16 protein-coding genes and 1 tRNA gene are annotated in these 16668 nt (G+C 70.7%); 13 read left to right on the top strand and 4 right to left on the bottom strand.

The window, feature by feature from the left end:
* Positions 1-226 precede the first annotated feature (226 nt).
* Entirely contained in the window at positions 227-1387 is a 1161-nt protein-coding gene (locus tag CTZ28_RS09035) for a glycosyltransferase family 2 protein (RefSeq protein WP_121888879.1), read from the top strand.
* A gap of 180 nt (positions 1388-1567) precedes the next feature.
* Here CTZ28_RS09035 and CTZ28_RS09040 read toward each other — a convergent pair whose 3' ends face one another.
* Positions 1568-3010 (bottom strand): polysaccharide pyruvyl transferase family protein, encoded by a 1443-nt coding sequence (locus CTZ28_RS09040; protein WP_121888742.1) that lies wholly within the window; start codon positions 3008-3010, stop codon positions 1568-1570.
* Positions 3011-3223: 213 nt separating this feature from the next.
* On the opposite strand from CTZ28_RS09040, the gene proB reads away from it, so the two are divergent.
* The 5 genes from proB to CTZ28_RS09065 all read left to right on the top strand — a co-directional run bounded on the left by proB (position 3224) and on the right by CTZ28_RS09065 (position 8060).
* The gene (gene proB, locus CTZ28_RS09045) at positions 3224-4330 is read left to right on the top strand and encodes a glutamate 5-kinase (protein ID WP_121888743.1); all 1107 of its coding nucleotides are present in this window, start codon (positions 3224-3226) and stop codon (positions 4328-4330) included.
* A 139-nt stretch (positions 4331-4469) separates the two neighbouring features.
* The gene (locus CTZ28_RS09050; protein WP_121888744.1) at positions 4470-4898 is read left to right on the top strand and encodes a hypothetical protein; all 429 of its coding nucleotides are present in this window, start codon (positions 4470-4472) and stop codon (positions 4896-4898) included.
* 62 nt (positions 4899-4960) lie between these two features.
* Positions 4961-6244 carry a glutamate-5-semialdehyde dehydrogenase gene (locus CTZ28_RS09055; RefSeq protein WP_121888745.1) on the top strand — a complete coding sequence of 428 codons (1284 nt, stop codon included), beginning with the start codon at positions 4961-4963 and terminating at the stop codon, positions 6242-6244.
* Between the two features lie 87 nt (positions 6245-6331).
* Positions 6332-6901, top strand: a complete 570-nt coding sequence (locus CTZ28_RS09060; RefSeq protein ID WP_472926665.1) for an SCO2584 family spore wall biosynthesis protein — start codon at positions 6332-6334, stop codon at positions 6899-6901.
* Between the two features lie 88 nt (positions 6902-6989).
* Positions 6990-8060, top strand: coding sequence for an SCO2583 family membrane protein (locus CTZ28_RS09065; protein ID WP_121888747.1), 1071 nt, complete (start codon positions 6990-6992; stop codon positions 8058-8060).
* Positions 8061-8925: 865 nt separating this feature from the next.
* Here the strand turns inward: CTZ28_RS09065 and CTZ28_RS09070 are convergent.
* The gene (locus CTZ28_RS09070) at positions 8926-10002 is read right to left on the bottom strand and encodes a M48 family metallopeptidase (protein ID WP_121888748.1); all 1077 of its coding nucleotides are present in this window, start codon (positions 10000-10002) and stop codon (positions 8926-8928) included.
* A gap of 103 nt (positions 10003-10105) precedes the next feature.
* Between CTZ28_RS09070 and CTZ28_RS46875 the strand changes: the two genes are divergently transcribed.
* From CTZ28_RS46875 to CTZ28_RS09095, 7 genes are all read left to right on the top strand, one after another.
* Positions 10106-10267 carry a hypothetical protein gene (locus CTZ28_RS46875; protein ID WP_183154310.1) on the top strand — a complete coding sequence of 54 codons (162 nt, stop codon included), beginning with the start codon at positions 10106-10108 and terminating at the stop codon, positions 10265-10267.
* Between the two features lie 130 nt (positions 10268-10397).
* The gene (locus tag CTZ28_RS46880) at positions 10398-10562 is read left to right on the top strand and encodes a hypothetical protein (protein ID WP_183154311.1); all 165 of its coding nucleotides are present in this window, start codon (positions 10398-10400) and stop codon (positions 10560-10562) included.
* A gap of 80 nt (positions 10563-10642) precedes the next feature.
* Positions 10643-11329, top strand: coding sequence for a nicotinate-nucleotide adenylyltransferase (nadD, locus tag CTZ28_RS09075; RefSeq protein WP_183154312.1), 687 nt, complete (start codon positions 10643-10645; stop codon positions 11327-11329).
* A 16-nt stretch (positions 11330-11345) separates the two neighbouring features.
* On the top strand, positions 11346-13067 hold the full coding sequence (locus tag CTZ28_RS09080; RefSeq protein ID WP_121888749.1) for an LCP family protein: 1722 nt from the start codon (positions 11346-11348) through the stop codon (positions 13065-13067).
* A 174-nt stretch (positions 13068-13241) separates the two neighbouring features.
* Positions 13242-13688 (top strand): ribosome silencing factor, encoded by a 447-nt coding sequence (gene rsfS, locus CTZ28_RS09085; RefSeq protein ID WP_121888750.1) that lies wholly within the window; start codon positions 13242-13244, stop codon positions 13686-13688.
* The gene (locus tag CTZ28_RS09090) at positions 13685-14353 is read left to right on the top strand and encodes a histidine phosphatase family protein (RefSeq protein WP_121888751.1); all 669 of its coding nucleotides are present in this window, start codon (positions 13685-13687) and stop codon (positions 14351-14353) included. Before rsfS ends, CTZ28_RS09090 begins: the two co-directional genes overlap by 4 nt.
* A gap of 114 nt (positions 14354-14467) precedes the next feature.
* Positions 14468-14540, top strand: a tRNA-Ala gene (locus CTZ28_RS09095).
* An 84-nt stretch (positions 14541-14624) separates the two neighbouring features.
* Here the strand turns inward: CTZ28_RS09095 and CTZ28_RS09100 are convergent.
* Together CTZ28_RS09100 and CTZ28_RS09105 are read right to left on the bottom strand one after the other, a co-directional pair.
* Positions 14625-15365, bottom strand: coding sequence for a response regulator (locus CTZ28_RS09100; protein ID WP_121888752.1), 741 nt, complete (start codon positions 15363-15365; stop codon positions 14625-14627).
* Positions 15362-16522, bottom strand: coding sequence for a sensor histidine kinase (locus CTZ28_RS09105; protein ID WP_183154313.1), 1161 nt, complete (start codon positions 16520-16522; stop codon positions 15362-15364). Before CTZ28_RS09105 ends, CTZ28_RS09100 begins: the two co-directional genes overlap by 4 nt.
* Between the last annotated feature and the right edge of the window lie 146 nt (positions 16523-16668).

Genomic DNA, 16668 nt, shown 5'->3' on the forward strand with positions numbered 1-16668 from the left:
ACCAGCCGTGCGTACTGTTCGGTGTCACCCATTACCACCCCCGCCCGTCCGTTCGTTATGTGACGTGCGCCACTCATTGCGTACCGCCAGGCAACCGACACACCCCGCTACTCGTCTAACAGGTTGCGAATAAGGTGATACGGGGGAAATGTTCGATTGACGAGGGGGAAACGTGACCGTCGTGACGCAGCCTGATGTGAGCGTGATCATCGGGGCGTACGAAGCGATGCCTTACCTGGTCGAGTGCCTGAAGTCCGTCGAGGCACAGACCATCGACCCGGGGCGCATCGAGGTCATCGCGGTCGATGACGGCTCCACCGACGGCACGGGGGAGTACCTGGAGGAGTTCGCGGCCCGCGCCGCCATGCCGGTCACGGTGATCCGGCAGGAGAATTCCGGCGGCCCCAGCGGCCCGCGCAATGTCGGTCTCGGCAAGGCGGGCGGACGCTATGTGTTCTTTCTCGACGCCGACGACCGGCTCGGGCCCGAGGCCCTGGAGCGCATGGTCGCCATGGCCGACGAGAACGGCACCGATGTGGTCCTCGGCCGGGTCGAGGGCATCAACCGCACCCCGCCCAAGTCGATGTGGGGCAAGACGCTCGGCCGTACCGACGTCTTTTCCTCCAACATCAAGTTCACGCTGAGCGCGCAGAAGCTGTTCCGGCGCGCGCTGCTGGACCGGCACGGGATGCGCTTCGACGAGTCCCTGTGGACCGGCGAGGACGCGCTGTTCACCATGGAGGCGTATCTGCGGGCCGACGGCGTCTCCGTGCTCGCCGACTACACCTGCTACTACCTGGTGGGCCGCGAGGACGGCAAGCACGTCACGAAGACCGGCGGCTACGCGCTCCGCTTCGACTCGGCGCGCGCCCTGATGAACCTGATAGCCGAGATGGTCCCGGCCGGCACCCGGCGCGACACCCTGATGATCCGGCCCTTCCTGGTGACGCTGCTGCCGCAGTTCGGCCCCAAGTACCTGAAGGACGACGAGGAGGTCAGGCGGCACAAGTTCGAGCTGGCCAAGCCCCTGATGGACGCGTACTGGACCCCCGAGGTCGCCCAGCGGCTCAAGGTGCACGAGCGGCTGCGGCTGCATCTGGTGGCGGCCGGCCGCCCGGACCTGCTCGCGGACATCGTGGAGTTCGTCCGGGCGAAGCGGCAGGCCGCCGCCGTGCTGGAGAAGCGGGGCACCCGCGTCTACCTCATCTACCCGCACTTCCGCTCCCGCGCGGCCGGCCTCCCCGACAGCCTCTACCTCGCCGAGGCCCGCGAGGCCCGGGCCTTCGAGGGCTACCGCGAGGCGAGCGCCAACTCCTTCCTGCGCCGAGCGCTGCGCAAGATCCGCCGCACACTCCCGCCGGGCGGCTTCGGCACGGCGGCGGCCTGACGGGCAGGACCTGTGGGGCCGGGGTCGGGCGCACGGTGGGGCGCCCACTCCGGCTCAGCGCGGGGCGCGGCGGGCGCTGCCGAGGGGCCGCGGGACGAGGTCGGCGCGGCGGGTGCGACGACACCGGCCCGACCGCCGGTTCTGCGGGCGGCCGGGCCGGTGTCGGACACAGGGGCGTGGTCAGGTCGTCTGCTGGCGGTTCGCCTGGAGGGCGCGGCGCAGGGGGCGGCCCACCGCGCGGCGGGCCCGGCGGTAGACCGACGCCGTCGACGGGGCCGCGGCGGCCACCTTGGCCGTGGCCTTGGCGCCGGCCCGGGCCCGTGCCAGCTCGCGCTTCAACTGGGCGTTGTCCAGCGTCAGTTCGCCGACCCGGCGGTGCAGCCAGCCCATCCGTGCGATCAGCGAAGCGGCGTCCGTGTCCAGCCAGGGACGCACCCCCGGCGGGAAGGCCAGCCCCCGCATCCGCTCCTCGAACGCGGCCCCGCCGTCGCCGTGCGTGAACGTGTTCTCGAGGCCGTTCTTGTCCAGGAACGCCGTGAACCGCTCGAACCGCTCCGCGTGGCCGCCGACCAGCCCCGTGAAGTCGGCCTGCTCGTACAGCCGCGCCGGGTCCGCGGACTCGGGATCCTTGAGCGCCTGGTCGAGCTGCCGGTGCGGGATGTCGAAATAGCGGCACAGCTCCAGCGTCCGCGAGTCCCCGCACAGCACCGTCGCGGGCGTCCCGGCCAGCAGCGCCGCGATGTTGCCGTGGATCCGGGAGCCGAAGGAGAAGTCGAACCCGCGCAGATCGTCGATCCAGGTGACGGGATCTATGTAGACCCGTACCTTGTCCTCCCCGTACATCGGGTGGTCCGGATGCGTCGGCATCGCGGTCACCTTGCCGTTCGGGTCCGACACATCCCGCCAGTGCAACTGCCGTGCGTCGCTGAGGTTCTGGCCGACGAAGCACAGGTCCGGGTAGCGCCGGTGGGTGCGCGCGATGAGCTCGTCGAGACCGTCCTGCACCGCGCTGTGCGAACCGTTGATCGCGATCCGGGAACCCGGTGTCAGCTCCGGCGCCCGCTTGTGCACGTCGAGTTGACGGCCGTTCAGGAACAGCGAAGGGCAGCCTATGACCTCGACGTCCTTGAAGCCCATGTCCCTGAGGTACTGCTCGGTGAACTCGCCCCGCACGCCGATCGACGCGCTGCGGTCCAGCACCGCGGCGCAGAAGTCCCGCACGGCGGGCTCGATCCGCTTCAGCCGCGCCGGGTCGTAGCTCACTCCGGTCTGCGCGCCGACCCCGAGCACGACCACGGGGATCTTCAGCCGGGAGATGAGCCGCGTCAGCCGGATCAGACCGTCCTCGAAGGACGGCCGGAAGGCGTTGGCCAACGGCACCACGAAGGCGTCGTACTCCTTGTTGATCCGGGCCGCCGCGGCCGCATCGGCCTTGATGCCGTTCGAGACGACCTCGGTGTCGGGTGTCTCCAGGATCTTGTGCGCGGCATCACTGAAGATCAGGTTGCCGGCGTTGGTGGCGATGACGTCTCGGTGGAGGGCCTCCTCCAGCGGCACGACGTCGTAGGGGCTCTTCCCCGATCTGAGGAGTATGCGCTTGGCGCGACGATCTGTTTGTGGCACAAGGTTCAAGTTAAGTTTGCACGGGCTTTAATTTCTATACGCAACCAGGGCAACCTTTTTGCCGTGTGCGAAGCGCGTTCGCCCGGTCACCCTGCGTCTGTCCGGGGAGTGGAACGGCGCGTCGCCCCGAACCCCGTTCGCGTAGATTGCCGCACAGGGCAGCCGGACCTGATCGAGGGGACAGAGGGCAAGGTGGCAAGGGCAAGGCAGGCCGTGGGTGAGGCCCACAGGATCGTCGTCAAGGTGGGCTCCTCCTCGCTGACCACCGCCTCGGGCGGCCTGGACGCCGACCGTGTCGACGCGCTCGTCGACGTCCTGGCCCGCAGCCGCAGCGGCGGGGAACGCGAGATCGTCCTGGTCTCCTCCGGCGCCATCGCCGCCGGCCTCGCACCGCTGGGACTGCGCCGCCGCCCCCGGGACCTCGCTCGCCAGCAGGCGGCGGCCAGTGTCGGCCAGGGCCTGCTCGTCGCCCGCTACACCGCCTCCTTCGCCCGCTACGGCGTCCGGGTCGGCCAGGTGCTGCTCACCTCCGACGACATGAGCCGCCGCGCCCACCACCGCAACGCCTCCCGCACCCTCGACAAGCTCCTCGCGATGGGCGCCCTGCCCGTCGTGAACGAGAACGACACCGTCGCCACCGCCGAGATCCGCTTCGGCGACAACGACCGCCTCGCCGCCCTCGTCGCCCACCTCGTCCACGCCGACCTCCTGGTGCTGCTGTCCGACGTGGACGGCGTCTACGACGGCGACCCCGCCAGGCCCGGGACCTCGCGGATAGCGGAGGTGCGCGGCCCCGTCGACCTCGAAGGCGTCGAGATCGGCAACGCCGGCCGGGCCGGGGTCGGCACCGGCGGCATGGTCACCAAGGTCGAGGCCGCCCGGATCGCGGCCGCCGCCGGCATCCCCGTGGTGCTCACCAGCGCCGTCCATGCCGCCGACGCGCTGGTCGGCGGTGACACCGGCACCTACTTCCACCCCACCGGCAAACGCTCCGCGGACCGGCTGCTGTGGCTGCAGCACGCCTCCACCCCGCAGGGCTCGCTGACCCTGGACGACGGCGCGGTGCAGGCGGTCGTGCAGCGCCGCACCTCGCTGCTGCCCGCCGGGATCGCCGCCGTCGAGGGCGAGTTCAGCGCCGGCGACCCGGTGGAACTGCGCGACACCCAGGGACACGCGGTGGCCCGCGGCCTCGTCAACTTCGACGCCAAGGAGATCCCCCAGCTGCTCGGACGTTCGACCAGGGAACTGGCGCGCGAGCTGGGCCGGGCGTACGAACGCGAGGTCGTACACAGGGACGATCTGGTGATTCTGCATCCGTAAACCGGGGCGTAACACCGCCACCGGTGGGGGACGTTCCGTAAAACCGCCACGCGGAGCCGTGCGGCCTGCTCAACTTTGTTTCAGGGATGTGCCTCAGAGGCACGATGATCCGTCCGAGCGCTGGGTGAAGGAGGCCGTCGTGAGACGAGTGCGCCCTGGGGCCGCGGCGTCCCGTGGTGCTCTGACGAGTGTCACGGCCGGGGAGTCCTACGAGGAGCCGAAGGACCTGCCCCGCCTGTGGCATGTCACCCTCAGCGTCGCCGGTGAGGAGGTCCCCCTCAAGGAGCTGCGGCGCGGCCTCGAACAGCTCGCGCATGATCACCCCTTCCTGCTGACCAGCAGATACGCCGACGACCACGCCGAGATCCGCTACTGGGAAGAGGCCCGTGACCTGCACGACGCGGCGGCCGTGGCACTGCGCCTGTGGGGCGAGCACCGGCAGACCGCGGGACTGCCCCCGTGGGAGATCGTCGGCCTGGAGGTCATCGACCGCGAGACCTACCACCAGCGCATCGCCGAGGGCTACGGCCCGGCCCCCGCGACCCCGGTAGGGGTTCATCCCTTTTGACCCTTGTCTCGCGGTGTGGAACACCCGCCGTCAGGCCCCGCACCGCGCACTACGCTTCCTTCATGACCACGCTCTCGCCGTACGACGCAATGTCCCCGGTCACCCAGGCCGCCTACCGCGCCCAGGCCGCCGCCGCCGACCTCGCGCCGCTGCCGCGCGCCGTGAAGGACGACGCGCTGCTCGCCATCGCGGACGCCCTGGAGGTCCGGACCAGCGAGATCGTCGAGGCCAATGCCGAGGACATCGCCAAGGCCCGCGAGGCCGGCACCAGCGAGGCGATCGTCGACCGGCTGACCCTCACCCCGGAGCGGGTGCGCGCCATCGCCGCCGACGTCCGGCACGTCGCCGCGCTGCCCGACCCGGTCGGCGAGGTCGTCCGCGGCTCCACCCTCCCCAACGGCATCGACCTGCGCCAGGTCCGTGTCCCGCTCGGCGTGGTCGGCATCATCTACGAGGCCCGTCCGAACGTCACCGTCGACGCCGCCGCCCTCTGTCTGAAGTCCGGCAACGCGGTCCTGCTGCGCGGCTCGGCCTCCGCCTACGCGTCGAACACCGCCCTGGTCCGGGTGATCCGGGACGCCGTCGGCGGGGCCGGGCTGCCCGCCGACGCCGTACAGCTGGTGCCCGGGGAGGGTCGCGAGAGCGTCCGCGAGCTGATGCGCGCCCGCGGCCTGGTCGACGTCCTCATCCCGCGCGGCGGCGCCTCCCTCATCCGGACGGTCGTCTCCGAGTCCACGGTCCCGGTCATCGAGACCGGCACCGGCAACTGCCACGTCTACGTCGACGCCGAGGCCGATCTCGACATGGCCGTCCGGATCCTGATCAACTCCAAGGCCCAGCGGGTCAGCGTCTGCAACGCCGCCGAGACCCTGCTGGTCCACCAGGACATCGCCGCCGCGTTCCTGCCCCGGGCCCTGGACGCCCTCGCCGAGGCGGGCGTCACCGTCCACGCCGACGAGCGTGTCCTCGCGTACGCCAAGGGTTCCAGGGCCACCGTGGTCGAGGCGACCCCGGAGGACTGGGAGACCGAGTACCTCTCCCACGACATCGCCGCCGCGGTCGTGGACTCGCTCGACAAGGCCGTCGAACACATCCGGCTGTGGACCTCCGGCCACACCGAGGCGATCGTCACCACCTCGCAGCAGGCCGCCCGTCGATTCACCCGTTTGGTGGATTCCACCACCGTCGCCGTGAACGCCTCCACCCGCTTCACCGACGGCGGCCAGTTCGGCTTCGGCGCGGAGATCGGCATCTCCACGCAGAAGCTGCACGCCCGTGGGCCGATGGGCCTGCCGGAGCTGACCAGCACCAAGTACATCGTGACCGGCGACGGACACGTGCGCTGACCTGGAGCGGCGCGGGAGGCGTCTCAGCAGGCGGATGAATTTCCATACCGTCTGCCCAAATTGACCCCCCAGGTCTACTCTGGAATGGTGCCGGAGGACGTGGGGGGCACGCCGTTCCCTGACGGCTGGGAGCCCGACGACGACCACGACCGCGGGGTGTCGGACGAAGAGTTCGCCTCCGTGGTCTTCGACGAGGCCTTCATACGGGCGGCCGTGGTGCATGAGCCGACCGCCGTCGAGCGCCTCCTGGCCGCCGCACAGGCGAGAGCCGAGGCCTCCGAGGCGGAGGCCCGCCGCGCCCACGCCCGAGGCGAGCGCTACGACGAGGGGTACGGCCCCGACGGACACGGTTTTGGCCATGACCGCGATCTCGACGACCTGGACGACCCCGACGCCCTGGACGACTATTACGGCTCCACGGGCTACGGCAGGCACATCCGCTGGCACCGCCCCGTCGCCTGGGTGCTCGCCGTCGTGATGGGCGTCGGCATGGTCGCGCTGGCCTTCGCGGCGGTCTACCGCGGCGCCTCCTCGGGCAGCCGGGACCAGGTTCCGCCGCCCGCCTCCACCGGGGTCGAACAGGGCACGGCGGCAGCTCCTTCCGGCTCCGCCGACTACTCCCAGCCGGCCGTCTCCGCGGTGCCGCGCACCCCCTGAACACCGGCGCGCGCTCCGGTGAGAACCCGTCAGAACTTGTCGCGTAGCAGGGCGTTTACCTGAGCCTCCTGAGACCTACTCTGAAAGTATGGGCGGGCCTGGAGACCCACCTGAGGGGACACCCGAGGGCGCTCCCGGTGGTGGAGAGGACGAGTACCGATCCGTCGTCTTCGACGAGTCGTTCGTCCGCGCTGCTCGGCTCCAGGAGTACTCCGCGCAGGAGCGCATGGCCGACCATGCGCCCGCCGTGCGCCGCCGTCCGCCCCTGCATCGCGGGCTGTCCCGGCAGGCGCTGATCCTCGTCATGCTGATCGCCGTCGCCTTCGGCACTGCGATCTATATGGGCGTACGCCACCCCTACGGCACCCCCCAGTCCCGGGAACCCGTCGGCTCCCTGCGCATGACCGTCATACCGCTCGTCCCGCAGGGCAAGGTGCCCGGGGCGAGCGACGCCGAGTACCTGTACGAACACAGTCCCGCGGCGCAGTTCGGCGTCGGCGCCGAAGGGATACCGCTGCCCGCCTCCCGGCGCACCGGGCACTTCTCCGAGAGCCAGGTCCTGACCGCGCTGACCACGGCGAAGGACTACCTCGTCAGCTCCTCGCTCGACCCCGAGGTGCTGGACGGCAGCCAGATCCGGCCCGCGCGCAGGCTGCTCAACCCCGACCAACTCGACCAGTTCGACCAGAGTTTCGAGCATCCCGCCGCGGACGGCAGGCATGCGCCCACCGGCTGGCTGGTCCGCTTCGACCCCGCCCGCGTGGAGCTGGCCGACCCGAAGATACGGGTGCAGGGTTCGCTCCAGGCCGTCGAGACGGACTCGGCCACGCTGGAGGTCAGCGCGGATCACACCTTCGTCTATGCGGTCCGGCCCACCGGCTCCGGCGACAAGGCGCGGGTCTCCCTGTTCACCGTCCGCCGCGAGCTGACCTTCCGCTTCGACCAGGACGACCTGCGCCTGCACCAGGCGCGGCTGGTCGTCTCCTCGGTACAGGCGGGTCCCCTCTCCTGCGCGGAGGACTCCGCCCGTCAGCTGCGCCCGCTCCTGGCCGGCCAGATCGCCACGGCGGGCGGCCCGGCAGGCACGGACCCCTATGCGACGGGCAGCACGACATCCCTATGCGGAACGCTGGCCGCTGAGGCCCAACCAAAGCCATAGCCCCCCGGTCACCTGCGGCGGGCCCGGACCCGGCCCGGGGCACACGACGGTGACGGCTGGGGCCCGGATCCGCTGAGGTTGATGGTGGTGGATTGAGCCGGGGGCGGCTGGGGTGGCTGACGTTCGCGGTGGTGGCCGAGGCCCGGATCCGCTGAGGCTGAGGGTGGTGGTCGGAGCCGGGTGGCTGGTGGTGGCCGGAGGCCCGGTTCACCCGTCGGTGGCGGCGGCCGGGGCCGGGATCCGCTGAGGCTGTCGGTGGTGGTTCGAGCCGGGGCGGCTGGGGCGGTGGTGGCTGGGGCCCGGATCCGCTGGCGCTGACGGTGGTGGATTGAGCCGGGGTGGCTGGTGGCTGGCGGTGGTGGCTGGAGCCCAGGGCGGCTGACGCTGACGGATCGAGCCCCGGGGGGCTGACGTTCGCGGTGGCGGCCGGGGCCCGGAGCCGCTGAGGCTGATGGTGATGGCCGGAGTCGGGGCGACTGGCGGAGGTGGCCGGAGGCCCGGTTCAGCTGTCGGTGGGGGTGGCAGCCGGGGCCCGGATCCGCTGACGCTGGCGGATCGAGCCCAGGGGGGCCGATGTTCGCCGTGGCGGCCGGATCGCGGATCCGCTGAGGCTGAGGCCGTGGCGGCTGGATCCGCTGAGGCTGTCGGTGGTAGTTCGAGCCGAGGCGGCTGGGATGTTGGTGGCTGGAGCCCGGATCCGCTGAGGTTGATGGTGGTGGGCTGAGCCGGGGCGGCTGGCGGCCGGGGCCCGGATCTGCTGACGCTGGCGGGTCGAGCCCAGGGCAGCTGACGTGGTGGTGGCCGGGGCCCGGAGCCGCTGAGCTGACCGTGTTGACCGGAGCCGGGGCCGTTGCCGGAGGCAGGGTCAGTCGTCGGGGTCGGTGTTCTTGGGGGGTGGTGTGCTGGTGAAGCCGTCGAAGCCTCGCCGTACTCGGCCGCCCAGGCTTCCCGCGCCGCCCGCGATGTCCGAGACCAGCTTCATCAGCGGGTCCTTGGAACTCTTCACATTGTCGGCGTAGCTGGCCGCGGACTCCTTGAACGAGTCACGGACCGAGGTGTCCTTGTCCTCGTCGCGCCGCGGGTAGTGGCCGTCCATGATCCGCTGGTAGTCGCGGGTCTCGGCCCACGTCTTCAGTTCGGCCGCGCGGACCGTGGTGAAGGGGTGGGAGCGAGGCAGCACGTTCAGGATCTTCAGCACCGAGTCGCGCAGGTCACCGCCCGCCTCGTACTCCTCGGCCTGCTTCAGGAACGCGTCCACGTTCATCTCGTGCAGATGGTTGCCGCCGGCTATCTTCATCAGGCCCCGCATCGAGGCCCGCAGATCCTGCCCCACCAGGAGGCCCGCCCGGTCCGCCGACAGCTCCGACTTGCGGAACCACTCCCGCAGCGCGGTCACGATCGCCATGATCGCGAGATTGCCCAGCGGGATCCAGGCGACCCTGAGCGCGAGGGTGGTCAGGAACAGCAGGATCGTGCGGTACACCGCGTGCCCGGACAGGGCGTGCCCCACCTCGTGGCCGACGACCGCCCGCATCTCCTCCTCGTCGAGCAGCTCGACCAGGCCGGTGGTGACGACGATGATCGGCTCGTCCAGGCCGATGCACATCGCGTTCGGCTGCGGATCCTGGGTGACGTACATCGGCGGGACCTTCTCCAGGTCCAGGATGTAGCAGGCGTCCCGCAGCATGTCGTTCAGGTGGGCGAACTGCTGCTCCGAGACGCGCACCGAGTCGGACAGGAACAGCAGGCGCAGGCTCCGCTCCGGAAGCAGCCCGCTGAGCGCCTTGAAGACGGTGTCGAAGCCGCTCAGCCGCCGCAGCGCCACCAGGGCGGAACGGTCGGCGGGGTGCTCGTACGCACGCGAGGAGATCCCCGGAAAGCGCCTGCGCTGCCTGCTCGGCACCTGCTCGTGTCCGCTGTGCTCATGGCCGTCGTCGGTCATGTCGTCCCCCATGTGCGTTGGTGTGCCCGTTGTGCCCCCGAGGCAGGGCCCAGCCTAGGCGGAGATACCGTGGACGGGCAGTACAGCCGAAGGAGCACACATCATGGAGCACACCCCCGCAACCGCCTGGCTGGTCGAGGCCGCCGATGCCGCACAGCAGCACGGCTCGGGGAATCTGCTCCGGATCGTCCTGGTCGTGATGGTCCTGGGTTGCGCGCTGACCGCGTGGTTCGTGCTACGCGGGTACAAACAGAAGGACGACTGAGCCCCCGCGAAGGTTCCCCGCCGTCGCCCGGCCGCCGCCAACCGCGGAGTCGGCGTGATCGCCGTCGCGGCGCCCGCTTACCATGGGCCGACATCTTTATCCCGCCCACACCGGATAGGTTCTGCCGAAGATGAGCTTCCACAGCACCGCTGCCCAGTTGGCCACCCTTGCCGCCGAGGGCGAGGAGCACGGCGGCAACCACGACAGCCTCAGCCCGCTCGTGACCGGCGGCAGCGCACTGCTCATCCTGCTGCTCCTGCTGTGGATCACCACCCGCTTCAACCGCGACCGCTGAACCCGAGGGCCCGCCCCGGGGGCCGTATCCGGGGGTCTGACAGGCGGGGCCCGTGGACCGGGCCGGTAGGGTCTGCACGCATGGGAGAGCAGGACATGCCTACCGGTCCGGCGGACGACGCGGCGAACGGCACGGTGAGGACCCCGCAGCACAGTCCGGGCGGTGGCCCCGCGCACACGGGCAAGCGCCGCCTCGGCGTCATGGGCGGAACGTTCGACCCGATCCACCACGGGCACCTCGTGGCGGCCAGCGAGGTCGCCGCGCAGTTCCACCTCGACGAGGTGGTGTTCGTGCCCACCGGCCAGCCCTGGCAGAAGTCCCACCGCAAGGTCTCCCCGGCGGAGGACCGCTATCTGATGACGGTCATCGCGACCGCCGAGAACCCGCAGTTCTCGGTGAGCCGCATCGACATCGACCGCGGCGGGCCCACCTACACCGTGGACACCCTGCGTGACCTGCGCGCGCTCAACCCGGACACGGACCTCTTCTTCATCACCGGCGCCGACGCCCTCGCCCAGCTGCTGACCTGGCGCGACACCGAGGAACTGTTCTCCCTCGCACACTTCATCGGGGTCACTCGCCCCGGCCACCATCTGACCGACGCGGGACTCCCGGAGGGCGGTGTCTCGCTCGTCGAGGTTCCCGCGCTGGCCATCTCCTCCACAGACTGCCGTGCGAGAGTCGCCAAGGGCGATCCCATCTGGTACATGGTGCCGGACGGAGTCGTGCGCTACATCGACAAGCGCGAGCTGTACCGCGGCGAGTGAGCCGAGAGGGGCACCGGTGAACGACCGATACGACCCGGGGTACGGGGGCGACCAGTACGAACTCGTCGGCTACGACGAGTACGGGCAGCCCGTGTACCGCCAGATCCCGGCACAGCAGACCCCCCAGCAGGCGTACGACCCGTACGCGCAGCAGGGCTACGGGTACGACCCGTACGCGACCGGGCAGCAGCAGCCCGCGCAGCCGTACGACTCCTATGACACCGGCCGCCAGCCACCGGCGCCCTCCTACGACACCGGCCGTCAGCCCCAGGCGCCGCCCTACGACCCCGCCTACGACCCGTACGGCACCGGCACGCCCGCGGGCGGCACGGCCGCCTACGACCCCTACGGGCAGCCGGCGGCGGGCGCCCAGCAGCCCCGGGCCGCCGGGCAGACCGCCCACATCCCGCAGCAGCCCGGCCCGGCCGAGGTACCGGACGACCCCCCGGCCGGCCCCGAACGGGACTACCACACCGAGCAGTTCGCCTTCGTGGAGGAGCCGGACGGCGACTCCGGGGACGTCATCGACTGGCTGAAGTTCACCGAGAACCGCACCGAACGCCGCGAAGAGGCCCGCCGCCGCGCCCGCAGCCGCGTCATCGCCCTGGTCGTGGTCCTCGCCCTGGTCGCGGCCGGCGGCGTCGGCTACCTCTGGTACGCCGGAAAACTGCCCGGCCTGTCCTCGTCGGACACCAAGTCCGGCCCCTCGACGGCCGTCGCCGACCAGAAGCGCGATGTCATCGTCGTCCATCTGCACAACACCGCGAAGGGCGGCACCTCCACGGCGCTGCTCGTCGACAACACCACCACCCAGCAGGGCACCACCGTCCTGCTGCCCAACTCCCTCACCCTGACCGACGACGCCGGCAGCGTGACCACCCTCGCCAAGTCGGTCGACGACGACGGCTCCAGCGGCACCCGCGACCAGCTCGACACCGTCCTCGGCACGAACATCGAGGGCACCTGGCGGCTGGACACCCCCTACCTGCAGAACCTCGTCGAACTCGTCGGCAACATCGACATCGACACCGACACCGACGTCCCGGACCCGGGCAAGAAGAAGGGCACCGCCCCCCTCGTCCGCGAGGGCAAGAGCCAGACCCTCAGCGGCAAGGCGGCCGTCGCCTACGCCACCTACCGCGCCTCGGGCGAGGCCCAGAACGCCCAGCTGGAGCGGTTCGGCCAGGTCTTGCAGGGCGTGCTGCGCAAGATGTCGTCCGACGCCCAGGCCGCGACCGTCACCGTGCAGACGCTCGGCCAGATCATCGAGCCGCCGCTGTCGGACAAGAACCTCGGCGCCTTCCTCGCCGAGCTCGCCGACCTCGCCAAGGGCGGCGACCACAAGACGGCCCTGCTGCCCGTGCAGTCCGACGGCACGCTCAGCGCCGAGACCAGCGCCAGCGTCGTCAAGGACATCCTCGGCGGCACCGCGAAGAGCCCCGACCAGGGCTCCGCCGTCCGGGTCTCCGTGCAGAACGCCACCGGCGTCAAGGACAACACCGAGAAGGCCCGCGTGGTCCTCCTCAACGGTGGCTTCAGCTTCCTGGAGGGCGGCACCGCGAGCGCCGCCCAGGCGGCGTCGAAGGTGCTCTACTCCGATGCCGCCCACAAGGACGACGCCACCGAGGTCGCCAAGACCCTGGGCCTGCCCGACGGCGCCGTCTCGAAGGGCACGGTCGGGTCGAACGCCGACGTCTCGGTGGTCCTGGGCCAGGACTACACGCCGTCGTCCTCCTGACGGACGGCGCCGGAAGGCGGCGCGGGCACCCTAGGTGATCCGATAATCACGTGGGGTGCCCCGGGCGGTCCGTGAGACCCTTGGTGTCGAGTGACCGCCGATGGGCCGCGCCCTGTCGCGGTCGCCGCCACGCCCCCAGCCGACCCCTGCCCCCGACCGAAAGCCAGCTTCGTAGTGACCGCCACTGATCGCGCCCTCGAACTCGTCAACACCGCCGCCCAGGCGGCCGCCGACAAGCTCGCCCACGATGTCATCGCCTACGACGTGAGCGACGTGCTGTCGATCACGGACGCCTTCCTGCTCGCCTCCGCGCCCAATGACCGCCAGGTCAAGTCGATCGTCGACGAGATCGAGGAGCGGCTCCAGAAGGAGCTCGGCGCCAAACCGGTGCGCCGCGAGGGCGACCGCGAGGCCCGCTGGATCCTGCTCGACTACGTCGACATCGTCGTCCACGTCCAGCACAGCGAGGAGCGCGTCTTCTACGCCCTGGAGCGGCTGTGGAAGGACTGCCCCGAGATCGAGCTGCCGGCCGACGCCAAGGCCACCCGCGGCAAGGCGGCGGAGCACGCCCGGCTGCAGGCCGCCGAGGAAGCGGCCGAGACGGGCGGGGAGTGGCGATGAGCGCCACCGGCGAGGTGACCGGCCGCACCGGCCGGGGGCGGCGCATCATCCTGTGGCGGCACGGCCAGACCGCCTGGAACGTGGAGCGCCGCTTCCAGGGCACCACGGACGTCGAGCTGACCGAGACCGGCGTCGGCCAGGCCCGCCGCGCCGCCCGGCTGCTGGCCTCCCTGCGGCCCGACGCGATCGTCGCCTCGGACCTGCGGCGGGCCGCGAACACGGCCGCCGAGCTGTCCGCACTCACCGGCCTGGACGTCACCCGCGACGAGGCGCTGCGGGAGACCTACGCGGGCGTCTGGCAGGGGCTGACGCACGAGGAGATCATCGACCGGCACGGCGCGGAGTACACCGCGTGGAAACGCGGCGAGCCGGTCCGCCGCGGCGGCGGCGAACTCGAGACCGAGGTCGCCGACCGGGCGGCCCCCGTCGTGTTGCGGCACGCCGAGAAGCTGCCCGAGGACGGCACCCTCGTGGTGGTCAGCCACGGCGGCACCATCCGCACCACCATCGGGCGGCTCCTCGGTCTGGAGGCCCGGCACTGGGAGAGCCTCGGCGGGCTCTCCAACTGCTGCTGGTCGGTCCTCGGCGAGGGCGTACGCGGCTGGCGCCTCCTGGAGCACAACGCCGGCACCCTCCCGGAGCCCGTCCTCGGCGACGACGACTGAGCCTTTCCGGGGCCCGGCCTGGATTTCGCTTTCCGGCAGGTCGCAGGCTAAAGTTCTTCTTGTTCGCCTCGCCGAGCGGGGCGAGACACCATGCGGCTCCGCCGCGTGGCACCAGGGGCTATAGCTCAGTTGGTAGAGCGCCTGCATGGCATGCAGGAGGTCAGGAGTTCAATTCTCCTTAGCTCCACATATCGACACTCTGGTGAGCTGTCAAAGATCGTTGACAAGGATCCCGTCCCTTCAGGGGCGGGATCCTCTGCGTTGCGCCGGCTCATGTGGTGCGGCGGCGGCCTCTTCCCTTGAGCCGGCCTGTTTTCGCCCTGTCCGTCGTATCCGTCGTATCCGTCGGCGGCGCGGGAAACGGTGCCACGAGGTGGTGGGAAGCCGCGTATATGACGGCCTGAGTGCGGTCGCGCAGACCCAGCTTCGCCAGGATCCGGGATACGTGCGTCTTGACCGTCTCATCACCGATGCCCAGGTCGCGTGCGATCTCTGTGTTGCTGTGTGCCTGGGCCACCAGCATCAGGACCTCGCGCTCACGGGCCGTCAACCTGTCGAGTCCGGTGGCGGACGCGGGCGGGGCGATGCTCGCGGCGAAGCGGGAGATGAAACGGCGGGTGACCGAGGGATCGATGAGGGCGTCGCCTCGGGCGGCAATGCGGATGGCCGCGATCGTCTCCTCGGGAGGGACGCTCTTCAGGAGGAAGCCGCTGACCCCCAGGCGGAGAGCGCTGTAGACGTAGCTGTCGTCGTCATAGGTGGTCAGCATGATGACCTTCGTGGTGTTGCCCCGCCTGTCGAGGATGCGTTCCGCCGCCCGCAGTCCGTCCAGTCGCGGCATACGGATGTCCAGGATGGCGACGTCAGGCGTCAGCCTGGTGACCTCGTTGACGGCCGCCTGGCCGTCCGCCACTTCCGCGACACAGCACAGGTCGTCCTGGGTGTTCAGGGCCGCTTTCAGTCCCGAGCGGAACACCGCGTGATCATCGGCCAGGAGAATACGCAGACTCATGTGCCATCCAAGGAGAAGGTGACGGACGTCTTCCAGTCGGCTCCGCCGTTCACAGGCCCGTACGAGGCGAAGCCGTTGAACATGCCGGCCCGGCTGCTGATGCCTTCGAGGCCCCGGTGCGGAGAGTCCTCGACAAGGCGTTTCGAGGCGGCTATCGGGTTGACCGCGGTGACAGTGACGCACGAAGTCCCGTAGCGCAGAACAATGTCCACGTGACCGTCGCCGTGGCGCAGCGCGTTGGTCAGCATCTCCTGCACCACGCGATAGACGGCGATGTCCAAGGACCCTTCGAGTTCCTGTCGGGTGCCCTCGATGCTGACGTTCGCCTTCAGGCCGGCGGCGGACACGACGTGAATCAGTTCGTCGAGATCGCCCAGCCCCGGTTGCCGCGCGTCGTCCACGGGGCTGTCGTGCAGGAAATCCAGCAGGCGGCGCAGATCGAGGAGGGCCGCGCGGCTGGAAGTCTCCACCGCCGCCAGGGCCGTTGACACCGGAGACGCCTCCTTGGCGGACAGTCCCAGACGGGCGGCCCCGGCATGCACACCGATGGCGCTCACATGGTGGGCGATGACGTCGTGGAGATCCCGGGCGATGGCACTGCGGTCCTCGGCGATGGCGTGCGCGAGCTCGTGCCGTGCGTGCTCCCGCTCCCGGGCGGCCCGCTGCTCCAGTTCGGCGATGTGCGCGCCCCGGGCGGTGGTGTAGCGGCCGACCAGCCAGGCGAGCAGGGCCTCCTTCACCGCGCTCAGCAGAATGGAACGCCAGTCGGTGAGCTCGGTTGTCCCGCAGAGTGTCCTGGCCCCGATCGCCCCGGCGACCAGGTACAGGAGAGCGAGAACGGCCGGCCGGCCGTTCAGCCAGGCCCCGGCCCGGTAGGCCGCTATGAGCATGCCGGCGTCGTTGATGTCCGGCAGGGGTCCACCGCCGGGCAGGAGCAGCGCACCGGCCACGGCCAGCGCCGCGTGGGCGAACGCCACGGCTCCGGAGAGCCGGGCCGGAGTGGCCAACGCCGCGTCCGCCAGGGCGATTCCGGTCAGCAGGCACCAGAAGGACACGGCGGGATACGCCCGCGCACCCGCGCCGTAGAAGGTGAGCGTGTCCGCGAGCAGGCAGAAACCCGCCACCATGACGGACTGCCTGGTCAGGGACCCACTCACGTCCCGAATCTGAACGGACACGGGACCTATAGTGCACGGCCCCCACAGGAAAACATTCCTGCTCCAGGGGGAGTTCGTGTCCCCCGGGCGGGGGACACGGTGTAACTCGGTTGCGTGACGACACGGCGTGGGGGCAGTTTCTACTG

Origin of the sequence: Streptomyces shenzhenensis (assembly GCF_003688995.1) — a bacterium.
Taxonomy (GTDB): domain Bacteria; phylum Actinomycetota; class Actinomycetes; order Streptomycetales; family Streptomycetaceae; genus Streptomyces; species Streptomyces shenzhenensis_A.